The organism is Propionivibrio sp., from assembly GCF_041441355.1.
Lineage (GTDB): Bacteria > Pseudomonadota > Gammaproteobacteria > Burkholderiales > Rhodocyclaceae > Propionivibrio.
Window position 1 is genome coordinate 36,989 of record NZ_JASDTF010000004.1, and the last position, 19,651, is coordinate 56,639.

Here is a 19,651-nt window from a genome sequence, read left to right on the forward strand (position 1 = left end):
CATGCTTGCCGCGACCGCGCCTCGATCCGTGCCCGCCCTGCGTTCCCCGCAGGCCGCTGGCCCCATCACGTTCGTTCTTGGGCTCGCGTTCATCCTCCTTGGCACCGGCTGCGCCCAGCTCGACGCCGCCCGCCCTGAAGCCTTCGTCGCCCCGGAGGGCTGGTCGACCGCCGCCACGGCCGCCGCCGGACAAACCGCCGCAACGCGCACGACCTCAGCCTCGGCCCCTGCCGCCACGCCCAACTTCACCCCCGCGCCCTGGCCGGCGGGCGACGACGCGGTGCTCGCCGACCTGCTCGCGCGCCTCGAACGCGACAATCTCGAACTCAAAGGCGCCGCCGCACGGCTCGCCGCCAGCCGCGCCGTCGCCGAACACGCCGCGGCGCTGCATCGGCCGTGGCTCGACGGCGGCCTCGACCTCGCCCGTCAGCGCGTCCCGCGCAGCAGCTTCCGCGACAGCGACGGGCAACGCCACCGTGTGCCGCCCTACCGCGAATCGCGCTACGACGCGCAATTCGTTCTCGGCTACGAAGTCGATCTCTTCGGCCGCCTGGCCCAGCTCCAGGCCGGCGCAGAAGCAGCGCAGGCCGCCCAGGCCGCCGACCTCGAAGTCTTGCGTCTGCGCCTGCGCCTCGAAACCCGCTTCGCCTACCTCGACCTGCGCCACGCCGAAAGCCAGCAGGAAGAAAGCGCCGCCGCCGCGATGCTGCTGCGGCAGCGCCTCGAACACCTCGCCGCCCGGCATTCCGCCGGCCTCGTCGGCCGCGACGCCCTGCGTCCGGCGCAGGAGGCGCTCGCCGCCGTCGAGCGCCAGGCTGCCGCCGAACGCGCCGAACGGCACCTTGCGCACAGCCGCCTCGCCGTCCTGCTCGGTCAGGCGCCGGCAGAGCTCGTCGTCGCCCCCGCGCCGCCTGCGGCCAAGCCCGCGACGCCGGGCCAAACGCCGGCCGAACTGCCGGCGGCGGTGATCGCCCGCCGTCCCGACATCGCCGCCGCCTGGAACGCCGCCCTCGCCGCCGCGCACGAGCGCGAGCGCGTCCGCCTCGAACGCTGGCCACGCCTCACGCTCACCGCGAGCGGCGGCGTCCTCAGCGACCGCCTCGGCGACTGGCTGCGCCGCGACGCCGTCGGCTGGCTCGCCGGCCTCGCGCTGCAAGGCCCGATCCTCGACGGCGGCCGCCACGCCGCCCGTCACGACGCTGCCCGCGCCGAAGCCGAAGCCGCGCACGCGAACTACCGGCAGCAGGTGGTCGCCGCGCTTGGCGAAGTCGAAAGCACCCTGCTCCGCCTTGAGGCCGCGCGGCAGCAGGACGACAGCCTGACCCAGCAACGTGCGCGCCGCGCCGGCCACCTTGCCGACACCCAGGCCAGCGCCCGCGCCGGACGCAGCGACGCGCTGGCCCTGATCGACGCCGAACTCGAACTGCTCGCCGCCCGCCGCGAACAGCTCGCCGGCCGGCACGCGCTTCAAGTACGATGGCATGAAGCGCGGCACAGCCTCGGTTACTGACTTTTTTCGCCACCGCAAGGACACGCGCATGGACGCTTACCTCACGGACGACTACCTCGAACTCTTTCGTGGCCTCGAACGCCTCGGCCCCGGCAGCGCCGACGACACCCGTCGCGCCCTCGCCCTGCTGCCCGCCGCGCCCAGCCGGCGCGTGCTCGACATCGGCTGCGGCACCGGCCCGGCCGCGCGCCTGCTCGCCGCGCACACCGCCGCCGAGATCGTCGCCCTCGACGACCACGCCCCCAACCTCGATACGCTGCAGCGCCTGAGCACCGGCCAGCCCTGGGCCGGGCGGATCGGCGTCTGCCACGCCAGCATGAGCGCCATCCCCTTCCCCGAAGCCCATTTCGAGGTGCTGTGGGCCGAAGGCAGCGCCTACCTCATGGGCTTCGAAGCCGCGCTCAAAAGCTGGCGCCGCCTGCTCGAACCCGGCGGCCACCTGGTGGTCAGCGACCTCGTCTGGCGCGATCATCCGCCCGCCCCGCTCGCCCGCGCCTTCTGGCAAGACGACTACCCCGACATGCGCGACACGGAAACCCGCCTCGCCCAGGCCCGCGCCGCGGGCTACCGGCCGCGCGCCCATTTCGAACTGAGCGCCGCAGCCTGGGCCCACTACTACCAGCCGCTCGCCGCCAACCTCCAGGCCCTGCGCCCCCGCCTCGGCCACCGTGCCGCCTGGCAGGCGATCGACAACGAAATCGAAGTCTGGCGGCGGCATGGGGAGGATTTTGCTTATGTCATGATGGTGTTGCAGCGTGAAGCGTAGACCGGCGGTGGGCTGAAGCGCCCGTCGTTATTGACTTCCAGGCATGCGCCCCTGTTCTGAGGCCGTGGAGGCTTCCTCGCCCGCTACGTTCCGCGCCTGACGCGCGGGTGGCTTTCTTTTGTGTGCCCAAAAGAAAGTCACCAAAGAAAAGGGCACCCCGGTGACACGGTCGGCTGCGCCGACTCCCCTGCGCGCCTCGCCGAGCCGGGCGGCTGCGCAACTCGGGGCTGCGCCCCTCAGACAGTGCTCGCCGACATCCCCCGGCCCGGCTGCGGTGCTCGGCGCGTCACAGGGGCGAAAAAGCATCGAAGCACAAGGGCTGTATGAAAAAAATAGCGCACTATGGCACGCAAAAGACGAAATACGGCAACGCCCCGCGAGGCCCGTGTTTATTGGTCTGCCGCGCCGCCGCAGCGCGCGTCTTTCTTGGCCCCTGGAAGGCGCCGAGCAACGCAGGGGCGGGCGGGAAAAGGGCGAGCACTGTTTGAGGGCCGCAGGCCCGAGTTGCGCAGCCCCCGCCCGGCCCGAGTCGCGCAGGGGACCCGCGCAGCGGGCGCCGACCCGGGGTCGCCTTTTCTTTGCCGACTTTCTTTTGGCGAAGCAAAAGAAAGCCGGCCGCGCGTCAGGCGCGGAACGTAACGCCAGAGGAATCCACCCAAGGGGCAGGAAGAACGCGCCCTGCAGCCCTGCCCCCCGCCACAGACCAATCAATACGGACCTTACAGCCGACCGGTCAAACGCGCCTTACCACATCAAATCATCCGGCACCTGATACGCCGCATACGGATCGTCCGCATCGACGGCCGTGTCGACTTTCTTGGCCCGCACCACGAGCGAGGCGTCGCGTTCGGCGATCTTGTCGGCGATCACCCGCGGCACGAGTTCGACACGCTCGCCAAGGCAGACGATGGCCAGGCGCCCGGCCACCAGATGCGCCTGCACCTCGGCCGAAACGTGGATTTTCTCGATCTTGTTGCCGAAGGTGTAGTTGTAGGCGATGTCGCCGTTGCCGCCCTTGCCTCTCGGCTGGCGGTTCTGCTGCACCATCTGCACGATCTGCGCCATGATCGCCTTCTGCCGCGCCGCCGCGTCGCGCTGGGCGTTGAGCTCGCGCGCCCGCTCGGCGTTCTTGCGCTGCGTTTCGAGCGCCGCGAGACGCACCTCGTCGACGGCCTGAACGCCCGTCCGGCGTTCGCTTTTCTTCTGCGTGCTCTTTTCCTGATTGACCTGTTTGACCTTCTTTTTGTCGACCAGGCCGGCCTTCAAAAACTGTTCCTGCAAGGACGCCATGCGTACCGCTCCATTCACGTAAATCCACGTAAAGTCCGCCGCGCCCCGGCGCGACGAGAAAGGCGCAAGCATAGCAAAAGCCGGCCGCTCCGATCTCGTGCCTCGACGTGCCATCCAACCCCATCCCGGCGCTTGGGCTAAAATCGCGCCTCGCCATGAACATCGCCCCTTTTTCCGCCCTCGCCTGCCCGCTCGACGGCGCGCCGCTGCACCGCCAAGGCGCCGCCTTGCGCTGCGCGCGCGGCCACAGTTTCGACCTCGCCAGCCAGGGTTACGTCAACCTGCTGCCGGTCCAGAACAAACGCTCGCTCGATCCGGGCGACAGCAAGACGATGGTCGCGGCGCGCCGCCGCTTCCTCAACGCCGGCCCCTACGCGCCGATCGCCGCGGCCGTCAGCCGCCTCGTGCTCGACGGCGCCACGGCCCAAGCCCCGCTGGCTTGCCTCGACGCCGGCTGCGGCGAAGGCTACTACCTGCGCCAGCTGGCGACGGCGGCGGCGCAGGCCGGAACGCCGCTCAGCCTGCTCGGGCTGGACATCTCCAAATGGGCGGTGCAGGCGGCGGCCAAGCAGGACAAAAGCGCCACCTGGGTCGTCGGCAGCAACGCGGCGCTGCCGGTGCTGCCGGCCACGCTCGATCGCGTGCTGTGCCTCTTTGGCTTTCCCGTCTATCCCGAATTCGCGCGCGTGCTCAAACCCGGCGGCCTCCTGCTGCAGGTCGACGCCGGGGCGGACCACCTGCGCGAACTGCGCGAAGTCATCTACCCCACGCTCAAACCCGCGCGCCCCGCCGCCAACTCGGCGCCGGAAGGCTTTGCCCTGGCCGGCGGTGAAAACCTGCGCTTTGAGGTCACCGTCCGCGGCGCCGACGCCATCGCCGACCTGCTGGCGATGACCCCGCACCTCTACCGCGCCAGCGCCGAAGGCCGCGCCCGCGCCGCGGCGCTGACCGAGATCGCGCTCAGTGTCGACGTCCGCCTGCAGCGTTTCGAACGTCTCTGAACCGGCGCTCAAGCACCGGAAAAAGCGCGCAGCCAGCCCAGACCGGCCTCGGTCGTCCCGCGCGGCCGGTATTCGCAGCCGACCCAGCCGGCGTAAGCGCGACGGTCGAGTTCGGCCAGCACCGCCTGCGTCACCGCGTCGTCCAAGGCCGGCTCGTCGCGCGCCGGCACGCCGGCGATCTGCGCATGCCCCAGCCACGGCCAGGCGGCGTCCAGCGTCGAAAGGGCCTCGTCGCCCAGCCGACGCACGTGGTAGAGGTCGAACAGATATTTCACGTTCGGCGTTCCGAGTTCGGCACAGATCGCCAGCGCTTCCTGTGGCGAAGCGAGCTGATAGCCCGGCATGTCCTGCGGATTGAGCGCCTCGACGAGCAGCGTACACCCGGCCTCGGCCGCCAAGGGCGCGGCCCGGCGCAGGTTGGCGATGAACGTCCGACGGCACAACGCCGGATCGACCCCGGCCGGGACGACGCCAGCCATCACGTGCAGCCGCGGCACCGCCAGCGCCCGGGCGTACGCCAGCGCCCGCGCCAGATCGGCCATGAAGTCCGCCTCCTTCCCCGGCAGCCCGGCGCGCCCACGCTCGCCGGCCGCCCAGTCGCCCGGCGGCAGGTTGATCAGCACCACCTCGACGCCCGCCGCCCGCGCCCAGCCGGCCACGGTCTCGGGCGCACCTTCGGTGTAGGGAAAATGGATTTCGACGCCCTTGAAACCGGCGCGCGCCGCGGCGGCAAAGCGCGCGGCGAACGGCAGTTCGGTGAACAGCATCGACAGGTTGGCGGCAAAGCGCGGCATCGAAAAACCCTTTGAATCAAGCGCATCGGGCCACGCCGGCCCGGCGGTTCAGGCAAGCAGCATACACGCCTTCAACCGTCCGCAGGCGCGCACGGGGAAGCCCGCCCCGGCTTCTGGCATAATCGGAAGCCTCCGTCCTGGCCGCGCGCCAGAAACGCCTTCAGCATGGAGTCCCGCATGGCCCGCTTCTCCCGCTTCGCCCTCACCCTTCCCGCTCTTGCCCTCGCCGCCGCCCTCGCCGCGCCGGGCGCCTGGGCCCACACGCATGGCGAGGCTCAGATCGACGTGGTGCTCGAGGACACGCAGCTCAGCCTTTACCTGCACAGCCCGCTCGAAGTCTTCCTCGGTTTTGAACGCGCACCGCGCACCGCCGCCGAAAAGAACGCCGTCCAGCAGCTCAAGGAGCGCCTGCCGCAAGGCGAGGCCTTGTTTACGCCCAACGCCGAAGCTGGCTGCCGCTTCCTCGGGATGGAGGTCGACGCGCCCATCCTCGACGGCCAGCCGGTGCAGAACGGCCACGCCGAACTGAGCGCCCGCTACCGCTGGCAATGCGCGCAGCCCGAACACCTCAAGTCGGTCGGCACCACGCTGTTTGCCGACTACAAGCGCCTGCACAAGATCAAGGCCGTCTTCGCCGGCCCGCGCGGCCAGCACGGCGCCACGCTCGGGCGCAAGACGCCGACCTTCCGCTGGTGACCCCGCCCGCCGCCTCGCCCGCGGTCGAACTGCGCGACGTCGTCTTCCGCTGGCAGGACGGCGACGCCTTCGTCCTCGAGCTGCCCGAACTCGTCCTCGCCGCGGGCGAGCGCCTGTTCGTGCATGGCCCGAGCGGCAGCGGCAAGAGCACGCTGCTCAACCTGATCGGCGGCGTCGTCCAGCCGGCGCGGGGCGAGGTACGCCTGCTCGGCCAGCCGCTCGCGGCGCTGGGCACGGCGGCGCGCGACGCCTTCCGCGCCGCGCACACCGGTTTCATCTTCCAGCAGTTCAACCTCATTCCCTACCTGTCGGTGCTCGACAACGTCCGCCTGCCCTGCCGCTTTTCGCCGCGCCGCGCCGAGCGTGCCGGGGATGAAACGCAGGAGGCCCGGCGCCTGCTGTCCGCGCTCGACATCGCCGCCGAGCTCTGGACGCGGCCCGCCAACCGCCTCTCGGTCGGGCAGCAGCAGCGCGTCGCCGCCGCCCGCGCCCTGCTGGGCAAGCCCGAGATCATCATCGCCGACGAACCCACCTCGGCGCTCGACGCCGGGCGGCAGGCGGCCTTCCTCGACCTGCTGCTGGCCGAAGCGCGCGCCGCCGGCAGCAGCGTGCTCTTCGTCAGCCACGACCTCGCGCTCGCCGACCACTTCGAACGCACGCTGGAGCTGGCCGCATGAAACCGTTGCCGCCGCTGCTCAGCCTCGCCCTCGCCAGCGCCTGGAACCGGCGCCTGACGCTGGGCCTCACCCTGCTGGCGATCGCCCTGGCCAGCGCGCTGCTGCTCTCGGTCGAACGCCTGCGCGAGAACGCCCGCGCCAGCTACGCCAACGCCCTCTCGGGCACCGACCTCATCGTCGGCGCGCGCGGCAGCGGCCTGCAGCTCGTCCTGCACGCCGTCTTCCGCGTCGGCGAGCCGGTCGCCCCGCTGCGCTGGGCGAGCTACACCCAGCTCGCCGCCGATCCGGCCGTGGCCTGGAGCGTGCCGCTCTCGCTCGGCGATTCGCACCGTGGCTTTCCGGTGCTCGGCACCAACGCCGACTACTTCCGCCACTACCGCCACGGCGCGCGCGAAGCGCTGCGCTTTAGCGCCGGCGAGCCTTTCGCCGAACTTTTTGAAACCGTGCTCGGCGCCGACGTCGCCGCCCGCCTGGGCTACCGCGTCGGCGATACGCTGACGCTCAGCCACGGCGTCGGCGGCGTACCCGGGCTCGAACACGCCGACAAGCCCTTCCGCATCGTCGGCATCCTCGCGCCGACCGGCAGCCCGGTCGACCGCACGCTGCACATCAGCCTCGAAGCGATGGAGGCCATCCACCTCGACTGGCAGGCCGGCGTGCCGATCCCCGGCCTCAACATCCCGCCCGAGCTCGTCACCCGCTTCGACCTCGCGCCCAAGACGATCAGCGCCGCCCTGATCGGCCTGCACCAGCGCACCGCCGTCTTCGCCGCCCAGCGCAAGATCGCCGCGCTCCCGGGCGACGCGCTCCAGGCCGTCCTGCCCGGCGTCGTCCTCGATCAATTGTGGGAACACGTCGGCAACGGCGAACGCCTGCTCGACGGCCTCGCTTGGCTCATCCTCGGCAGCAGCCTCGCCGGGCTGGCCGCTGTGCTCCTCGCCGGCCTCGGCGAGCGCCGACGCGAACTCGCCATCCTGCGCGCCGTTGGCGCCGGGCCGCGCCACATCGCCGCCCTGCTGCTGATCGAAAGCACCGCGCTGGGCCTCGTCGGTGCCGCGCTGGGCCTCAGCGTGGTCGTCGCCGCCAGCGCGGCCGCCGGCCCCACGCTGGCGCTGCACTGGGGCATCCACCTCGCTTCGCCGTGGCCGTCATCCGGCGAACTCGCCCGCCTCGCCGCCATCGTCGCCACCACTGCCCTCGCCGGCCTCTGGCCCGCCTGGCGCGCCTTCCGCCTCGCGCTCGCCGACGGCCTCACGCCGCGCCTCTGACCCGAAGCGAACCGACCATGCCCAACGCCCGCGCCTTCGTGACCGCGCTCTTCACCCTGACCTGGCTGCTGGCCGCCCCGCACGCCACCGCCCAGAGCAGCGAGTACCGCACCGGCGAGCGCCTCGCGCCGCCCACCGCCAAAGCCGCCAAGGACTACCGCGAAATCGGCTGGGATGACTTGATCCCGAAGGATTGGGACCCGATGGCGCCGTTCAAGGGCCTCGACCTCGCCCGCCTCAACGACCGCGACCCGCGCGCCATCGAAGCGATGATCAAGCTCCAGGCCGCCTGGGCCGACGCCCCGGTCGAACCCGCGCTGCGCGGCAGCAAAATCCGCATCCCCGGCTTCATCATCCCGCTCGACCGCCAGGGCGACCTCGTTTCCGAACTCCTGCTCGTCCCCTACTTCGGCGCCTGCATCCACACCCCGCCGCCGCCCGCCAACCAGATCATTCACGTGGTGCTCAAAAAGCCGATCAACGGCCTGCGCATGATGGACGCCTACTGGATCAACGGCACCCTCGACCTCGCCCGCGGCGACACCGGCCTGGGCGTCTACGGCTACCGCCTCAAGGCCGAAGCGATGCAGCCGTATGTGGAGAAAGTGAAATAGCAAGCGGGGGGATCACAAGCCTGGCCTGAACGCCCTTAGCGTTTGGGCGTGTTGATATCTGTAGCACAAAGATACTCGACAACTCGAACCACGTAGTCCGAGAAAACAAAAAAAGCACTTTTCTCCACATAAATAGCGTTCCCAATAAAATATAAAACCAGAAACGCAAAAAGAAGAACCTGCCATAATCGGGAATAAGAGGTGATTTCATTAATTATAGAAGACCTATTCTCACTGATCGCAGGACCAACCGATTCCTTTATTTCATCCAACAACAACACTCGCCCATAATTCGCCAAAATAGTCGCCTCGATCGACTTGGCAGCAGAATCAAATCGAACAAGTATATTCTTCTTTAAAAAACCAAGCCACAACCAAGAAACAGCCGTGATTATAAACACCACACCAAGGTATATATTAGAAAAAACAACTGACTCCCCATTATCTTTTAATCCATTAACAACAACCACTGTCAGCAGAAACGTAACAACAATAGCAACATTGCTTTTCAAGGATGCCAACAAATCATCAGATATTGACGCTGTTCTTCCTATAAAATCGACCAATAATTCGCCTATCTTATTTTTAACTTCCAAATAAGATTGAACATTCCCCTTTAAATAAATTTGATAATTGGACCAAATAGCATCCTTCAACTGCTTATCAAACTTTGGACGCCCTTGCTCATCGAGGTGTATGGAAACAATATTTCTCACTAAACCAAGCTTGTCCGACACATTTCCACCATCATACGCCCAGTCATAAATCTGGTATATGAAATCAAAATCGACCACAAGATCGCCAGACCCAAAATACTGGCAGTCAACAGCTTTATAACCGTAGAATTTATAAGAAAACAATCCACCCGAAACACACTCGGTATTGTTTGCCAAAAACATCAGCGCAAGCACCGAACACGCCGACTTAAATTTCTTCTCAAGAGCCGGAAAATCCGTGTCACAACCCAAATAAAAATCACCAGGCGTCAGATTATTAAAAGGAAAAGACAAACAAGAAACCAAGCAATTCTCTTTAAACAAAAGCAATTGCTCGCGCCGCCTTAAAACATCATCAGCCGACGGAATACATTTAAATTCACTCAAAGAACTTGCAGACCGGAACAATATTGCTTTACTACCAAAAACTGGAATATCAGAAAAAACTTCAAAACACAGATACTCATCAAATAAAGCAGACATACTTGCCAAAAAATCACCAAGACTCTGCCCCTCAACAAAATCAGAATAGTGCTCTATAGAATAAATAGACAATTTACAATCAACTACTTCTTTTTTTATGTGGAGCTTAATTTCAACCTCTACCTCATCACCAAATTCGCGGATAAAGCGACCCACTTCATCCAAAGAAACACTACTTCCATCAGTAGTTTTTCGTTCACCAGAAATAGAGAAAAAAAGTTCAAACCTATCCCGGACCGACACTTCACCAACAGCATCAATCCAAGCAGTACACGCATCCAAATAGGGATGACAGACAATTGTCTTTGCAACAAAATCAACCGATGTTTCGGAAACCTCAGAAGCCGAGACTTTAATTAATTCACTGATAGATCTATCGCTCATCAAACCCTCGCTCTGATCTTGAATTTTTCGAAAGCCTCATCAGAGTGAATCACAACAAGCCGCCTCCCCTCCTTCGTTTGCTCTGACCAAATTTTATTGTCAATATCTTTAATATCTGGCTCAAACGACAACGAAATTTCTGGCGTTAAGTCAACCTTTGTTCTACGAAAATCAACAGCACCCGGAACAAGCTCGAACTGAGTGTCAAAATTATATCTCTCAGGAAGCTGCTTAAGCTTTTCAATAATAGATTCAATTTTTTTACTCAGGGCAACATCGTGCGGCTCGTACTTCAAAAACGTCTTCTCCACAAAATCAACGTAATTCATTCTCCCTTTTTGCTTAAAGGCGGCGACAACCGCGTTTCTTAAGACAGTGTAATCATGAGGAAATTCTTTCTTAATGCTACCAATTGTCCTAACCACGCACTTCACAGCCACAGATGTATTGTGCTCATCATTACGCAGAACTTCAAGCTCAAGAAACTCCTTCCACCAGTAAGCAGCCGGCTGCGAATTAGTATCGTATGCTTGCACCAGACTTGGAAGACCTTCATTATCAAAAAACACATGGCATGCCTTATACACTTTTGATGTATTCGGCAACCCAGAGTGCTTTTTAAAATCATGCTCATCGACAAATGTCTGGTGTTCTAACTTAACCCCAAGATACCCAATTCCAGATTCGTCTTTGTACAAAAATTGTAAAAAACTACCTTTCTGCAAAAGCTGGCCAGATTTTTTTGCCAACTGACTGTACCGCTCTTCCGCCTTTATCTCTTGAGAAAGAAGCCTTTTCGCAAGAGAATCACTTCTTTCACCCCCCAAATCTCCAGACGCTCCAAACGCCTCCAAGGCCGAATAAAACTCAGTAGTATTTCTTTCAAATTTATAGGACCGCCTCTCCGTTTTTTCACGAAGCTCTGACAGAAGCGTGCAGAGATATTCATTCAAATCTGCCAAGTCACCTGACATCTCGATGGACTTTGACCTCTTATTCACAACATCAATTTGGTGCAATGTAGTCTTAAGTATTTTGAGTGAGTTCAACTCATTTTTTTCGGCCACTTCCATACACCTCCCCATTATTATTCAGTCGCTATTTAAACAACCAGACTAAGCTTTAGTTTTACCAAAAAAACCACATCAATACCAACCAGTTTCGGCTACATGATAGCCCATATACATACAAATGGCTCGCTCTCACTAGAGTATCGTTTAGACAAGTCTCAACCGCACAAACGGTTCAATCGTGAGAATCATCACACCTTATTGAACGTTGGTAAACCCGGCTATTTCCTTCGCGTCAGCTCCCGAAAATCGCTGACGATCGAATCGAGTGCCGCCCTCCCATCACTGGTTTTCGCGCTCCAGGTGTTGCCGTTCTCGGCGAGCGTCAGATGCACGACCTGGCCTTTGTTGATCGAGAGCATTTTCGTGCTGTGCGAGGTCGTCCAGGCTTTCGTGTTGGCGCCGCGCGCTTCGCCGACGCCGAGTACCAGCGCGTGCATGCCGGGCAGCAGGTGCAATTGGTAGCGCCCGCTGGCGGAACGGCCGGCGGACTTGAAGGCTTTTAGCTCGGACACCGATTGCCCATCGACCGCCAGGATCATGATCGAGCCGTCGGTGGTGACGATCCCCACGTCTTCGATCCGCCGCATTTCGCCGGCGTAGCCAAGGTAGGCGTACTTGGAGTACATCCCGCCCAGCGTCGGGGGCGCGTCGGTGTAGTTTGAAGTCGCGCAGCCGAACAGCACGGCGGGCGCGAGCAGCAGGGCAAGCAGCGTTTTGGCGTTCATTCTTCAGCCCCTTTCGTCGTTACGCAGCGCAGCTTACGTTTGGCACGGGCGGCTGTCTACGCCGTGGCCCCTTGTCGAATCAAGGCGATATTTCATCCTCCAAAAAGCAGGCCTGGAAGGCGCATCGAGAGGCGCGTCCAGGCCTGCATGGCTGAAACGACCGCTGGATGCGCCTTGCAGGCCGGTTTTTTCCGCCCGCCCGCCGAGCTTGCCTGCACCCAAAATGAAAACCCCGCCGGACGGCTGTCGCGGCGGGGTTTTGGGGTGCGGCAAGGCGCCCGGGGGCGCCTGCGGCGCGGATGCTTACATGCGTTCGATCATCGCGTTGCCGAAGCCCGAGCACGAGACTTCGCTGGCGCCGTCCATCAGGCGGGCGAAGTCGTAGGTGACGACCTTGTCGCCGATCGCGGCTTCCATCGACTTGATGATCAGGTCGGCGGCTTCAACCCAGCCCATGTGGCGCAGCATCATTTCGGCCGAGAGGATCAGCGAACCGGGGTTCACGTAGTCCTTGCCGGCGTACTTGGGCGCGGTACCGTGGGTGGCTTCAAAGCAGGCGTACTGGTCGGAGATGTTGGCCCCCGGGGCGATGCCGATGCCGCCGACTTGCGCGGCGAGCGCGTCGGAGATGTAGTCGCCGTTGAGGTTGAGCGTGGCGATCACGTCGTACTCGGCCGGGCGCAGCAGGATCTGCTGCAGGAAGGCGTCGGCGATGGCGTCCTTGATGACGATGCCGTTGGGCAGCTTGAGCCACGGGCCGCCGTCGATCTCGACGCCGCCGAACTCGTTCTTGGCCAGCGCGTAGGCCCAATCACGGAAGCCACCTTCGGTGAACTTCATGATGTTGCCCTTGTGCACGATGGTCACCGACTTGCGCTTGTTGTCGATCGCGTATTTGATCGCGGCGCGCACCAGGCGCTCGGTGCCTTCCTTGGAGACGGGCTTGATGCCGATCGACGAGGTGTCGGGGAAGCGGATTTTCTTGACGCCCATTTCCTCGCGCAGGAACTTGACGACCTTGGTGCAGGCTTCGGTGCCAGCCATCCATTCGACACCGGCGTAGATGTCTTCGGTGTTCTCGCGGAAGATGACCATGTCGGTCAGCTCGGGCTGCTTGAGCGGCGAAGGCACGCCGCGGAAGTAGCGCACCGGGCGGACGCACTGGTAGAGGTCGAGTTCCTGGCGCAGGGCGACGTTGAGCGAGCGGATGCCGCCGCCGACCGGGGTGGTCATCGGGCCCTTGATCGAAACCGAGTATTCCTTGAGCGCGGCGAGCGTTTCGGCCGGCAGCCAGACGTCGGAACCGTAGAGCTTGGTCGACTTTTCACCGGCGTAGACTTCCATCCAGTGGATCTGGCGCTTGCCGCCGTAGGCCTTGGTGACGGCCGCATCGACGACCTTCTTCATCACCGGGGTGATATCGACACCAATGCCGTCGCCCTCGATGAACGGGATGATCGGGTTGTCCGGCATGGCCTGGCCCGGAACGATTTTTTGTCCGCCTTGCGGAACCTTGATCAAACTCTCGCTCATTTCTGCTCCTGTTGGTTTAGTGTTGTGAGTACGGACTGCCTAACACCTGCTGTGCCCAAACCTTACGACATCTTCCCACGGCCCGAAAGCCGGAAATCGTTTGCCAGCGCGACCTTTCGACCGCCAATTCGGGATGCACAGCTGAGGATTATGGAGTAAATGGTCGTTCCTCGCCAGCACAAACTCATTCTCTTTGCGCATCAATTGCTTCCGTTTAGCGAATGCTAAACTCCCCTCCTCGCGCCCCCTCAACTCCGTCCAAAATGAGCATTTCCAACGAATTCCACCCCATCGCCCGGCGCATCGCCGAGGCCACCATCGAGGCTTTCGACGCCCATTACGCCGAGCTGCGCGCCTACGGGCGGCGCGCCAAGGCGCTGTTCGAGGCCGGCGACTGGAAGGGCGTGCAGGACGCCGTGCGCGAACGTCTGCCGGCCTACAACGACAGCGCCAAGGAAACCGCGCGCACCCTGGCCGACGACCTGCGCGCCCACCTGCTCGACGACGAGACGCTGCTTCAGGTCAAGCTTTTCTACATCGGCCTCTTGATCAACCACAAGCAGCCGGAGCTGGCCGAGACTTTCTTCAACTCGGTGTGGTCGCGCCTGCTGCACCGCACCTACTTCAACAACGACTACATCTTCGCCCGCCCGACGATCTCGACCGACTTCATCCTCTCCAATCCGCCGGTTTATTCGATCTACTACCCGATGGAGAACGGGCTGCACCGCTCGATCAAGCAACTGGTGCTCGACTTCGGCTGGCAGCGCCCCTTCGAAGACCTCGACCGCGACGTCCATTACGTGACGCGTTCGATCAAGGACCACCTCGGCGGCTGGCCGCCGGCCGAGGCCAACCTGCAAATCCAGGTGCTGCACTCGGCCTTCTACCGCAACAAGGGCGCCTACATCTTCGGCAAGGCGATCAACGGCTTCTCCGAGCAGCCTTTCGCCATCCCCGTGCTGCACACCCCGGACGGCCAGTTGATGCTCGACACCGTGCTGCTCGAACCCAAGCGCATCGCCATCCTGTTCTCGCTCTCGCGCGCCTACTTCATGGTCGACATGGAAGTGCCGTCGGGCTACGTGAATTTCCTGCACAGCCTGATGCCCAACAAGCCGCGCTCCGAGATCTACACCATGCTCGGCCTGGGCAAACAGGGCAAGACTATGTTCTACCGCGACCTGATGGCGCACCTGCGCCATTCACAGGACAAGTTCGTCATCGCCCCCGGGGTGCGCGGCATGGTCATGCTGGTGTTCACCCTGCCGTCCTACCCCTACGTGTTCAAGCTGATCAAGGACGTCTTCGCCGCCACCAAGGAAGTCGACCACGACACCGTCAAGGCCAAGTACCAGCTCGTCAAGCAGGTCGACCGCGTCGGCCGGATGGCAGACACGCTGGAGTTCTCGCACGTCGCCTTCCCGCTCGACCGCTTCTCCGACGAACTGCTCGAAGCGTTGCGCACGCAGGTGCCCTCGCTGATCGAGGAGGACGGCAACACGCTGGTCATCAAGCACCTCTACACCGAGCGCCGGATGACCCCGCTCAACCTCTACCTCGACCACGCCACACCGGAGCAGATCGACCACGCCGTGCAGGAATACGGCAACGCCATCCGCCAGCTCGCCTGCGCCAACATCTTCCCCGGCGACATGCTGTGGAAGAACTTCGGCGTCACCAGCTACAACCGCGTCGTCTTCTACGACTACGACGAAATCGAGTTCATGACCGACTGCAACTTCCGGGCGATTCCCGAGGCGCCCTACCCGGACCTCGAACTGTCGAGCGAGCCGTGGTATTCGGTCGGCCGGCACGACGTCTTCCCCGAGGAGTTCGCTGCCTTCCTGCTCGGCTCGACCAAGGTGCGCGAAGCCTTCCTCAAGTACCACCGCGACCTGCTGACGCCCGAGTTCTGGCAGGCCGCGCAGCGCGAAATCCGCGCCGGGCACGTCGTCGACTTCTTCCCCTACCCGACCGAACTGCGCTTCTGCAACACCTTCAAGCGCATGTGCACCGACGTCGGCCTGCGCTGAGGCCGAAGATCCCGTTCGACGGGCGAAAAAAAACCTCGCCGGAGCGAGGTTTTTTTGGCGCGTGCCGGGAACGACAAGCCGATTACTTCAGCTTGGTTTCCTTGTAGGCCACATGCTTGCGAGCCTTGGGATCGTACTTCATGATCTCCATTTTCTCGGGCATGGTCTTCTTGTTCTTGGTCGTCGTGTAGAAGTGGCCGGTACCGGCCGTCGACTCAAGCTTGATCTTTTCACGCATGGCAGATTCCTCGATTAGATCTCGCCGCGGGCGCGCAGATCTGCGAGCACAGCGTCGATACCCTTCTTGTCGATGGTACGCAGGCCGGCGTTGGAAACGCGCAGACGCACCCAGTGATTCTCGCTTTCAACCCAGAAACGACGATACTGCAGGTTCGGGAGGAAGCGGCGCTTCGTTTTGTTGTTGGCGTGGGAGACATTGTTCCCCACCATCGGGCCTTTACCCGTCACTTGGCAGACACGCGCCATGATTGTTGCTCCAAATAACTTGGGAAGAAAGCCGGGGATTTTAACGCAAACTCTTCAAAAAAAACAAGCCATTTCTGAGACTTTGCCAATTGCCGTCGCCCGCCGGCCACAAAACGCCCACACGGCGGGGCTCAGGACGTCGCCGCCGGCCCCGTCGAATGCTGGATCGCCCGGCTGCGCTGCTCGAATTCCTGGCGCAATTGGCGGCGCAGCTGGGCCGCCTCGAAACGCCGCAATTCGTCGGCCGTCGCCGGGGTAAAAGCCGGAACGGGACTGGCCTTTCCGGCCTCGTCGACCGCGACCATGGTGAAGAAGCAGCTGTTGGCGTGCCGCACCACCTGGGTCTGGATGTTCTCGGCGATCACTTTGACCCCGACTTCCATCGAGGTCTTGCCGACGAAATTGACCGACGCGAGAAAAGTCACCACCTCGCCGACGTGGATCGGCTGGCGGAACATCACCTGGTCGACCGACAGCGTCACCACGTACTTGCCCGCGTAGTGGCTGGCGCAGGCGTAGGCCACCTGGTCGAGCAGCTTGAGCACGATGCCGCCATGCACGTTGCCGGAGAAATTAGCCATGTCCGGCGTCATCAGCAGGGTCATGGTCATCTGGCGGTTGGACTGAACGGGGTCGGTCATGGGCATTCCTGACGAAGAGAACAAGCGTGCATTTTAACGAAAGGCCGCCTACAACCAGCCGCGCTCGGCAAAAGACAGGGGCGCGGCGTTGCCGGCGACGACGAAGTGGTCGAGCACTTTCACGTCGACCAGCGCCAAGGACGCCTTGAGCGCGGCGGTCAGCTGCCGGTCGGCCGCCGACGGCTCGGCGACGCCCGAAGGGTGGTTGTGCGCAAAGACGACCGCCGCCGCGTTGTGCGCCAGCGCCTTCTTCACCACTTCGCGGGCGTAGACGCTGGTCTGCGTTAACGTGCCGGAAAACAGCGCCTCGCTCGCCAGCAGTCGGTTCTGCGCGTCGAGCCAGAGGGCGAAGAAGACTTCGTGCCCCAGCCCGCCCAGATTCAGGCGCAGGTAGTCGCGCACCGCGCCAGGCGAGGCGAGCGTGTCGCGGTCGCGCAGCTCCTCGGCCAAGGCCCGCCGCACCAGCTCGAACACCGCCTGCAGCTGCGCGTACTTGGCCGGCCCGAGGCCGGGCACCGCGGCCACTTCGGCCTGCGTCGCGGCAAACAGGCGGTTGAGGCTGCCGAAGCGTTCGAGCAGGATGCGCGCCAGATCGACGGCGCTCATTCCGGCCACCCCGACGCGCAGGAAGATGGCCAGCAGCTCGGCGTCGGAAAGGGCGCCCGCGCCCTGCTTGAGCAGGCGTTCGCGCGGACGTTCGTCGGCGGGCCAGTCGGTAATCGCCATGGCGGGTTCTCGGTTAAAATGGGCCGCAGTCATTCTAAGGACATTCCAAGGAAATTCCAGGCGCGCCTTCACCCCAGGCCCGCCGCCGCGCCCGGCGCCCTCCGGCCCTCCCGCCCGCACGCCGCGCCCTCCTTTTCCGCAACACGCAACCATCGGATCGAACACATGGAACTTTCGGGTAAACGCATCGTTCTCGGCGTCACCGGCGGCATCGCCGCGTACAAGTCGGCCGAACTCGTCCGCCTGCTGGTCAAGCAAGGCGCCGAGGTGCACGTGGCGATGACCGAGGCCGGCACCCGCTTCGTCACCCCGGTCACCTTCCAGGCGCTGTCCGGGCACACGGTCTTCACCGACCAGTGGGACGCGCGCATGGCCAACAACATGCCGCACATCGACCTCACGCGCGGCGCCGACGCGCTGCTGATCGCGCCGGCCTCGGCCGATTTCATGGCCAAGCTCGCGCACGGTCTGGCCGACGACCTCCTCTCCACCCTGACCCTGGCGCGCGACTGCCCGCTGCTCCTCGCTCCGGCGATGAACCGTCAGATGTGGCAGAACCCGGCGACGCAACGCAACGTCGCCACCCTGCGCGCCGACGGCGTCACCCTGCTCGGCCCGGCCAGTGGCGAGCAGGCCTGCGGCGAAACCGGCGCCGGGCGCATGCTCGAAGCGGCCGAAATCCTCGACGCGCTGATCGCCTTCTTCCAGCCCAAGCCACTCGCCGGCCGCAAGCTCCTGCTCACCGCCGGCCCGACTTTCGAGGCCATCGACCCGGTGCGCGGCATCACCAACCTCTCGTCGGGCAAGATGGGCTTTGCGCTGGCCCGCGCGGCGCGCGACGCCGGCGCCGAAGTCACGCTGGTCTGCGGCCCGGTGAGCCAGCCCACCCCGCGCGGAGTGACACGGGTCGACGTCGTCTCGGCGCTCGACATGCACGCCGCCGTCATGGAACGCGTTGCCAGCCAGGACGTCTTCATCGGCGTCGCTGCGGTCGCCGACTACCGCCCGCAACTCGCGGCCGATCACAAGCTCAAGAAGGACGACGGCGACCTGCCGCCGATCGCCCTGATCCGCAACCCGGACATCCTCGCCGACGTCGCCGCGCTGGCCAAACCGCCGCTGTGCGTCGGCTTCGCCGCCGAGAGCCGCGATCTGGCGGCCTACGCCGAGAAAAAGCGCAAGAGCAAGAAGATCCCGCTCATCGTCGGCAACCTGATTCAGGACGGTTTCGGCGGCGACGACAACCGCCTCGTCCTCTTCGACGCCCACGGCGAAACCCCGCTGCCGCCGGGCAGCAAACTCGAACTTTCGCGCCGCCTCGTGGCGCACATTGCCCTCATGCTGGAGAAACACTGATGCACCGTATCGACGTCCGCCTGCTCGACCCGCGCCTTGCCGACAACCCGCCGCACTACGCCACGCCCGGCTCGGCCGGCCTCGACCTGCGCGCCTGCATCGCCGCGCCGATGCACATCCACCCGGGCGAGACCCACCTCGTGCCGACCGGCATGGCCCTGCACCTCGCCGACCCCGGCCTCGCAGCGATGATCCTGCCGCGCTCGGGCCTCGGCCACAAACACGGCATCGTGCTCGGCAACCTCGTCGGCCTGATCGACTCGGACTACCAGGGCGAGATCATGGTTTCGGTGTGGAACCGCGGCAAGGACAGCTTCACCCTCAACCCGCTCGACCGCCTGGCGCAGCTCGTCGTCGTCCCGGTGGTGCAGGTGGCCTTCAACGTGGTCGACGAATTCGACGCCAGCCAGCGCGGCGCGGGCGGCTTCGGCAGCACCGGCAAGGGCTGAACGCCGATCGATGGCACATCAGGACGAATTCGTCGTCGAGACGCGCGGACGCGGCACGCAGGACATCACCCCGGAAGTGGCGCGCATCGTCCGCGCCACAGGCGTGCGCTGCGGCCTCGCTCACGTCTTCGTCCTGCACACCAGCGCCTCGCTGCTGCTCACCGAGAACGCCGACCCCGACGTGCGGCGCGACCTCGAAACGCTGGCCCGGCGCTGGGCGCCCGACGGCGACCCGGATTACCGGCACCGCGACGAAGGCGCCGACGACATGGCGGCGCATGCGCGCAGCGCCCTCACCGGCAGCGCGCTGAGCCTTCCGATCCGCGACGGCGCGTTGCGCCTCGGCACCTGGCAAGGCCTTTACCTCTGGGAACACCGCGGCACGCCGCACCGGCGGCGCCTCGTCGTCACCGTGCTCGGTGACTGA

General features: G+C 64.0%; 21 protein-coding genes. 11 read left to right on the plus strand and 10 right to left on the minus strand.

The window, feature by feature from the left end:
• Nucleotide 1 precedes the first annotated feature (1 nt).
• Together QMB55_RS00890 and QMB55_RS00895 are read left to right on the plus strand one after the other, a co-directional pair.
• Nucleotides 2-1,510 (plus strand): TolC family protein, encoded by a 1,509-nt coding sequence (locus QMB55_RS00890; RefSeq protein WP_497586772.1) that lies wholly within the window; start codon nt 2-4, stop codon nt 1,508-1,510.
• 28 nt (nt 1,511-1,538) lie between these two features.
• Nucleotides 1,539-2,276 (plus strand): class I SAM-dependent methyltransferase, encoded by a 738-nt coding sequence (locus QMB55_RS00895; RefSeq protein WP_497586773.1) that lies wholly within the window; start codon nt 1,539-1,541, stop codon nt 2,274-2,276.
• A 744-nt stretch (nt 2,277-3,020) separates the two neighbouring features.
• Here QMB55_RS00895 and QMB55_RS00900 read toward each other — a convergent pair.
• Nucleotides 3,021-3,566 carry a DUF2058 domain-containing protein gene (locus tag QMB55_RS00900; protein ID WP_497586774.1) on the minus strand — a complete coding sequence of 182 codons (546 nt, stop codon included), beginning with the start codon at nt 3,564-3,566 and terminating at the stop codon, nt 3,021-3,023.
• 155 nt (nt 3,567-3,721) lie between these two features.
• Here QMB55_RS00900 and QMB55_RS00905 point away from each other — a divergent pair, with 155 nt between their 5' ends.
• The gene (locus QMB55_RS00905; RefSeq protein WP_497586775.1) at nt 3,722-4,567 is read left to right on the plus strand and encodes a putative RNA methyltransferase; all 846 of its coding nucleotides are present in this window, start codon (nt 3,722-3,724) and stop codon (nt 4,565-4,567) included.
• An 8-nt stretch (nt 4,568-4,575) separates the two neighbouring features.
• Here QMB55_RS00905 and QMB55_RS00910 read toward each other — a convergent pair whose 3' ends face one another.
• Nucleotides 4,576-5,361 carry a hydroxypyruvate isomerase family protein gene (locus QMB55_RS00910; protein ID WP_497586776.1) on the minus strand — a complete coding sequence of 262 codons (786 nt, stop codon included), beginning with the start codon at nt 5,359-5,361 and terminating at the stop codon, nt 4,576-4,578.
• Between the two features lie 177 nt (nt 5,362-5,538).
• Between QMB55_RS00910 and QMB55_RS00915 the strand changes: the two genes are divergently transcribed.
• From QMB55_RS00915 to QMB55_RS00930, 4 genes are read left to right on the plus strand one after another with little or no spacing between them, the layout of a single operon-like run.
• Complete coding sequence (locus QMB55_RS00915) at nt 5,539-6,057, plus strand: ZrgA family zinc uptake protein (protein ID WP_497586777.1); 519 nt, start codon at nt 5,539-5,541, stop codon at nt 6,055-6,057.
• Complete coding sequence (locus QMB55_RS00920) at nt 6,054-6,734, plus strand: ABC transporter ATP-binding protein (protein WP_497586778.1); 681 nt, start codon at nt 6,054-6,056, stop codon at nt 6,732-6,734. Before QMB55_RS00915 ends, QMB55_RS00920 begins: the two co-directional genes overlap by 4 nt.
• Entirely contained in the window at nt 6,731-8,002 is a 1,272-nt protein-coding gene (locus QMB55_RS00925; RefSeq protein ID WP_497586779.1) for an ABC transporter permease, read from the plus strand. The genes QMB55_RS00920 and QMB55_RS00925 overlap by 4 nt, the downstream gene beginning before the upstream one ends.
• Before the next feature lie 17 nt (nt 8,003-8,019).
• Nucleotides 8,020-8,616, plus strand: a complete 597-nt coding sequence (locus QMB55_RS00930) for a DUF3299 domain-containing protein (protein ID WP_497586780.1) — start codon at nt 8,020-8,022, stop codon at nt 8,614-8,616.
• A gap of 35 nt (nt 8,617-8,651) precedes the next feature.
• Here QMB55_RS00930 and QMB55_RS00935 read toward each other — a convergent pair whose 3' ends face one another.
• The 4 genes from QMB55_RS00935 to icd all read right to left on the minus strand — a co-directional run bounded on the left by QMB55_RS00935 (nt 8,652) and on the right by icd (nt 13,530).
• The gene (locus QMB55_RS00935; protein ID WP_497586781.1) at nt 8,652-10,199 is read right to left on the minus strand and encodes a hypothetical protein; all 1,548 of its coding nucleotides are present in this window, start codon (nt 10,197-10,199) and stop codon (nt 8,652-8,654) included.
• A complete protein-coding gene (locus QMB55_RS00940; protein WP_497586782.1) occupies nt 10,199-11,272 on the minus strand; it encodes a nucleoid-associated protein in 1,074 nt (357 codons plus the stop codon). The genes QMB55_RS00935 and QMB55_RS00940 overlap by 1 nt, the downstream gene beginning before the upstream one ends.
• Nucleotides 11,273-11,490: 218 nt before the next feature.
• Nucleotides 11,491-11,997 (minus strand): hypothetical protein, encoded by a 507-nt coding sequence (locus QMB55_RS00945; protein WP_497586783.1) that lies wholly within the window; start codon nt 11,995-11,997, stop codon nt 11,491-11,493.
• A gap of 303 nt (nt 11,998-12,300) precedes the next feature.
• A complete protein-coding gene (icd, locus tag QMB55_RS00950; RefSeq protein WP_497586784.1) occupies nt 12,301-13,530 on the minus strand; it encodes an NADP-dependent isocitrate dehydrogenase in 1,230 nt (409 codons plus the stop codon).
• Nucleotides 13,531-13,793: 263 nt separating this feature from the next.
• On the opposite strand from icd, the gene aceK reads away from it, so the two are divergent.
• The gene (gene aceK / locus QMB55_RS00955) at nt 13,794-15,566 is read left to right on the plus strand and encodes a bifunctional isocitrate dehydrogenase kinase/phosphatase (protein ID WP_497586785.1); all 1,773 of its coding nucleotides are present in this window, start codon (nt 13,794-13,796) and stop codon (nt 15,564-15,566) included.
• A gap of 82 nt (nt 15,567-15,648) precedes the next feature.
• Here aceK and rpmG read toward each other — a convergent pair whose 3' ends face one another.
• The 4 genes from rpmG to radC all read right to left on the minus strand — a co-directional run bounded on the left by rpmG (nt 15,649) and on the right by radC (nt 17,419).
• Nucleotides 15,649-15,804, minus strand: a complete 156-nt coding sequence (rpmG, locus tag QMB55_RS00960; protein WP_497586786.1) for a 50S ribosomal protein L33 — start codon at nt 15,802-15,804, stop codon at nt 15,649-15,651.
• 14 nt (nt 15,805-15,818) lie between these two features.
• Nucleotides 15,819-16,052 (minus strand): 50S ribosomal protein L28, encoded by a 234-nt coding sequence (gene rpmB / locus QMB55_RS00965; protein ID WP_497586787.1) that lies wholly within the window; start codon nt 16,050-16,052, stop codon nt 15,819-15,821.
• A 131-nt stretch (nt 16,053-16,183) separates the two neighbouring features.
• Entirely contained in the window at nt 16,184-16,693 is a 510-nt protein-coding gene (locus QMB55_RS00970) for an acyl-CoA thioesterase (protein WP_497586788.1), read from the minus strand.
• A 48-nt stretch (nt 16,694-16,741) separates the two neighbouring features.
• Nucleotides 16,742-17,419 carry a RadC family protein gene (gene radC / locus QMB55_RS00975; RefSeq protein WP_497586789.1) on the minus strand — a complete coding sequence of 226 codons (678 nt, stop codon included), beginning with the start codon at nt 17,417-17,419 and terminating at the stop codon, nt 16,742-16,744.
• 165 nt (nt 17,420-17,584) lie between these two features.
• Between radC and coaBC the strand changes: the two genes are divergently transcribed.
• Genes coaBC through QMB55_RS00990 form a run of 3 tightly spaced genes read left to right on the plus strand, consistent with a single transcriptional unit; the run spans nt 17,585 to nt 19,651 of the window.
• Entirely contained in the window at nt 17,585-18,775 is a 1,191-nt protein-coding gene (gene coaBC, locus QMB55_RS00980; RefSeq protein WP_497586790.1) for a bifunctional phosphopantothenoylcysteine decarboxylase/phosphopantothenate--cysteine ligase CoaBC, read from the plus strand.
• On the plus strand, nt 18,775-19,224 hold the full coding sequence (gene dut / locus QMB55_RS00985) for a dUTP diphosphatase (protein WP_497586791.1): 450 nt from the start codon (nt 18,775-18,777) through the stop codon (nt 19,222-19,224). The genes coaBC and dut overlap by 1 nt, the downstream gene beginning before the upstream one ends.
• A 10-nt stretch (nt 19,225-19,234) precedes the next feature.
• On the plus strand, nt 19,235-19,651 hold the full coding sequence (locus tag QMB55_RS00990; RefSeq protein ID WP_497586792.1) for a secondary thiamine-phosphate synthase enzyme YjbQ: 417 nt from the start codon (nt 19,235-19,237) through the stop codon (nt 19,649-19,651).

Coding starts and splice junctions, on each gene's coding strand:
- aceK (WP_497586785.1), top strand. CDS start 13,794: ATGAGCATTTCCAACGAATTCCACCCCATCGCCCGGCGCATCGCCGAG.
- QMB55_RS00970 (WP_497586788.1), bottom strand. CDS start 16,693: ATGACCGACCCCGTTCAGTCCAACCGCCAGATGACCATGACCCTGCTG.
- QMB55_RS00945 (WP_497586783.1), bottom strand. CDS start 11,997: ATGAACGCCAAAACGCTGCTTGCCCTGCTGCTCGCGCCCGCCGTGCTG.
- QMB55_RS00935 (WP_497586781.1), bottom strand. CDS start 10,199: ATGAGCGATAGATCTATCAGTGAATTAATTAAAGTCTCGGCTTCTGAG.
- QMB55_RS00905 (WP_497586775.1), top strand. CDS start 3,722: ATGAACATCGCCCCTTTTTCCGCCCTCGCCTGCCCGCTCGACGGCGCG.
- QMB55_RS00990 (WP_497586792.1), top strand. CDS start 19,235: ATGGCACATCAGGACGAATTCGTCGTCGAGACGCGCGGACGCGGCACG.
- rpmB (WP_497586787.1), bottom strand. CDS start 16,052: ATGGCGCGTGTCTGCCAAGTGACGGGTAAAGGCCCGATGGTGGGGAAC.
- QMB55_RS00910 (WP_497586776.1), bottom strand. CDS start 5,361: ATGCCGCGCTTTGCCGCCAACCTGTCGATGCTGTTCACCGAACTGCCG.
- QMB55_RS00890 (WP_497586772.1), top strand. CDS start 2: ATGCTTGCCGCGACCGCGCCTCGATCCGTGCCCGCCCTGCGTTCCCCG.
- radC (WP_497586789.1), bottom strand. CDS start 17,419: ATGGCGATTACCGACTGGCCCGCCGACGAACGTCCGCGCGAACGCCTG.
- icd (WP_497586784.1), bottom strand. CDS start 13,530: ATGAGCGAGAGTTTGATCAAGGTTCCGCAAGGCGGACAAAAAATCGTT.
- QMB55_RS00930 (WP_497586780.1), top strand. CDS start 8,020: ATGCCCAACGCCCGCGCCTTCGTGACCGCGCTCTTCACCCTGACCTGG.
- rpmG (WP_497586786.1), bottom strand. CDS start 15,804: ATGCGTGAAAAGATCAAGCTTGAGTCGACGGCCGGTACCGGCCACTTC.
- coaBC (WP_497586790.1), top strand. CDS start 17,585: ATGGAACTTTCGGGTAAACGCATCGTTCTCGGCGTCACCGGCGGCATC.
- QMB55_RS00925 (WP_497586779.1), top strand. CDS start 6,731: ATGAAACCGTTGCCGCCGCTGCTCAGCCTCGCCCTCGCCAGCGCCTGG.
- QMB55_RS00915 (WP_497586777.1), top strand. CDS start 5,539: ATGGCCCGCTTCTCCCGCTTCGCCCTCACCCTTCCCGCTCTTGCCCTC.
- QMB55_RS00895 (WP_497586773.1), top strand. CDS start 1,539: ATGGACGCTTACCTCACGGACGACTACCTCGAACTCTTTCGTGGCCTC.
- QMB55_RS00940 (WP_497586782.1), bottom strand. CDS start 11,272: ATGGAAGTGGCCGAAAAAAATGAGTTGAACTCACTCAAAATACTTAAG.
- dut (WP_497586791.1), top strand. CDS start 18,775: ATGCACCGTATCGACGTCCGCCTGCTCGACCCGCGCCTTGCCGACAAC.
- QMB55_RS00900 (WP_497586774.1), bottom strand. CDS start 3,566: ATGGCGTCCTTGCAGGAACAGTTTTTGAAGGCCGGCCTGGTCGACAAA.